Here is a 2,998-nt window from a genome sequence, read left to right on the forward strand (position 1 = left end):
TCCCAAGTTGCATCCATATGTATGGGAGCTGGATCACGGAACTTGACTGTGTGGACTCGGTACTCCGAGCCAAGATGCCTCTGCATCCACTGAATTCCCAAGTCGTTGGTGACGTGGCTCCTCTGTGCCAAGATGTCTCTGCCGAAGCGAGTGAAATCAGCTGCATCGAAGCAAGGTTCTGACTCGGTAGTAATGAAGCGCCCATTCAAAGGACCAACGCTATCTGGTACACCAGATTCCCCCCGGAAAAAGGCCATATCTTCTTCAGGATAGTCCCAATCGTAGAGGGCATCAGACATTTTGGGCTTGGGAGCCGCTGTCCAGCCTGCTCCCTGCTGGAAATATTCCTGAATCAGGGGACGATAGCGCAAGAACTCGAAATAGCGGCATCTTTGAGACATAGGCGCTTCGATGATTTCCTCGCCCACAACAAGCAAGACATCCCTCACATCAGCATTAAAGAATCCCGCTGATGTAAAATAAGGTGTTTTAAAAATATGATGGGCATAATCAACAGCTTCTGGTCGTCGTACAATGACACCTTCTCCTTCAAGCACTTCTTGAAGGTTATCTAGAGCTTTGGCGGCTTTCTTCACCAATTCTGTGGGGTAGGGTTTCCCCCCATGCTCTCGATAGAAGCTCCAATAGTCCTTTCGTATGAAGGTTTTTATGTCATGGGTTAAAACAGGGGCTGTAACCCCGTCAATAGTTCCCACAATTATTTCTTCGAGAGGGTCCCATTCGTTATAGCTACAAATCGAGGGAATGTTCATCTTAAATCATCATCTATGGGCGTATATAGGCGAAACTTAGAGATTATACCAAATCCGGTTCGCATATGTACCTTTTCTCAAATAGCAGGGGGACAGGGAGCAGGGGGCATGGGGGAAAAATTAGCGACAATCATAAAGCCACTCTCACAACCCCCCAATCGCATTCTTGGCAATTAGCAATCTGGCACTCCATAGCGCTGCTGAATTTCCAGCAATTTTACCCTGGCCTGCCCAGCATTATCCGCCAACTCAGCAAACTCCAAAAATCGCTTCAATTCCTTTTTCAACAAACTCCGTTCCACTTCCCAAGTTTCCCGTCCCAAATCTGGGGGCAAAACAATCATGTCAAATAACGTTGCCCGTTCCTTACCTGGGTGCGGTCGCAACACTCGCCCCCGCCGCTGAATAAATTGGCGGGGATTGCTACTACTTGCCAGAATTACCGCAGTTTCAATGGATGGAATATCCACCCCTTCATCCAAACATCGAATTGCTACTAACCCCTGCAACTCCCCCCGCTCAAATTGACGACGTAATTCCTCCCGTTCTGCCAACGGTGTCTGGGCAGTGTACGTGTTGACCCGATACCCCAGTTGAGAACCTAGTAACTGGGTTACTGCTGCTAACTGACGGTTGCTTTCATTACTCACTTGCCCATCTACCGAACCATCCCCACAATAAAACAAGGTATGGTAGGTGTTCAGTCGCTTAGCCATTAACCGCTGCAACGCCCTTAACTTGTTTGCCGCCGCCCCAACTAACCGAGCTCGTTGCATCAATAACGATGTTAAAGTAGTGTCATTTTCTATATCGTCTGCTTCCCCTAATGCCCAACCAATCCGTTGAGTTAACTTAGCATAGGCAATATTTTCCGCCTCTGTTAATTCCACGAACACCGGATAGTAGAGGTAACGCACTAGCGCTCCTTGGCGAATAGCATCGGCTAAGGTCAGTTCTGGTTGTAATACCGAACCAAAATAGTCAAACAATGCTTCTGTTCCAGCTTCATCAAAATACCGTTCCGGTGTAGCTGACAGACCAAGGCGCAGTCCAATGTTACGGGGTAAACTCTTTTCGATGCGGGTAGTCCCGAAATTATGGGCTTCATCTCCCACTATCAGGGTTTTTTCAGGAAAATACTTCAGCTGAGACTGGAAACCCTCCTTGATCAGGGTAGAATTGGTAGTGATTATGGTAATAAACGATTGTTTCCCAACCTGGAGGTTGTATAGCTGGGCAGATAGTTGACTCTGCCAGCTGTAGACACTCTCGAAGGCTAATATCGGTTCTAGATTAAAGTGTTCGCATTCTCTTGCCCACTGGGTGACCAAGTGGCGGTAAGGGCAAACTACCAGCAACAGCTGTAAACCAATTTTTTGATACAGTTCCGTTGCGATCGCTAAAGCAGTAATAGTTTTACCACTACCCGTTGCCATTTTCAGGGTTCCTCGTCCCCGATGGGCAAACCAATTTGCCACCGCTTGCCGCTGATACTGCCGCAGCTGAATATCCGGTGGTATCCTAGGGCATCCCTTGGGTGAGTGAGTCTCAAAGGAGAGCGGTAATTGGTAAGCTCCCCCCGATTCAGCTACTGTGATGTTAGGGGAGGGCTGATAGTATCCTCGTGCTGCTACACTTTCCCAGTCCTCTGATACCACGAATGGGAATTTGTTGTTCCTCATTGGTCATTGGTCTTTTGTTATTTGATAATTGGTATTTAGTATTTGCTATAGCATTTTTATTTGAGTTGTGAACATAGGATTAAAGTAACAAGGGAGCAGGGAGCAGGGAGTAGGGAGCAGTAGGAAAGAGCTTGGAGGATTTTTTTGTGTTCTTAAAAATCAGCAATATTGTTCGTGTCCTATTTATAAATCCTAGATTTCCTAGTTGCTATTTCCTAGTTGCTATTTTCTATTTTGATGTAAGCAAGTCTTTTTAATTTTACTTTTTACCGTTTTCCTTGGTCAGCAAACACCTCAATTTCCCCTGTCCTAGAGGGTTGGCATTCCACATTACCAATTGCTTGAGAACCTAACCCTGATCGCCCATCCACCTGCTTAATTCGACAAGACTTGGTGAAGGAATAATACTCAGGTTTGGTGTCAGGGCTTGAACGGGGACCGTTCCAATTGGCCTGCAAGTCTAAGTTATAGTCATACCCAGACTCCCTGGATGAAAATTTATAGGTTACTTTCCATAGAGGATCTTCAGCAACCGGTGAGCTT

The 2,998-nt window shown here is 46.5% G+C and carries 3 protein-coding genes; all 3 read right to left on the bottom strand.

Annotated elements, in window-relative coordinates:
* Positions 1 to 773 (bottom strand): NarL family transcriptional regulator (locus F6K20_RS31905; protein ID WP_287297438.1); only part of this gene is annotated, 773 nt, incomplete at its 3' end.
* A gap of 173 nt (positions 774 to 946) precedes the next feature.
* Positions 947 to 2,455: a DNA phosphorothioation system restriction enzyme gene (locus F6K20_RS31910; protein ID WP_008187704.1), complete on the bottom strand. Its 1,509-nt coding sequence runs from the start codon at positions 2,453 to 2,455 to the stop codon at positions 947 to 949.
* A 266-nt stretch (positions 2,456 to 2,721) separates the two neighbouring features.
* A partial coding sequence (locus F6K20_RS31915; RefSeq protein ID WP_287297440.1) for a DUF5357 family protein occupies positions 2,722 to 2,998 on the bottom strand: 277 nt, incomplete at its 5' end.

The organism is Moorena sp. SIO2C4 (assembly GCF_010672485.1).
Taxonomy (GTDB): Bacteria; Cyanobacteriota; Cyanobacteriia; order Cyanobacteriales; family Coleofasciculaceae; genus Moorena; species Moorena producens.

Bases quoted from the DNA above. Each gene is read 5' to 3' on its own strand.
- F6K20_RS31910 (WP_008187704.1), bottom strand. From the start codon at position 2,455: ATGAGGAACAACAAATTCCCATTCGTGGTATCAGAGGACTGGGAAAGT.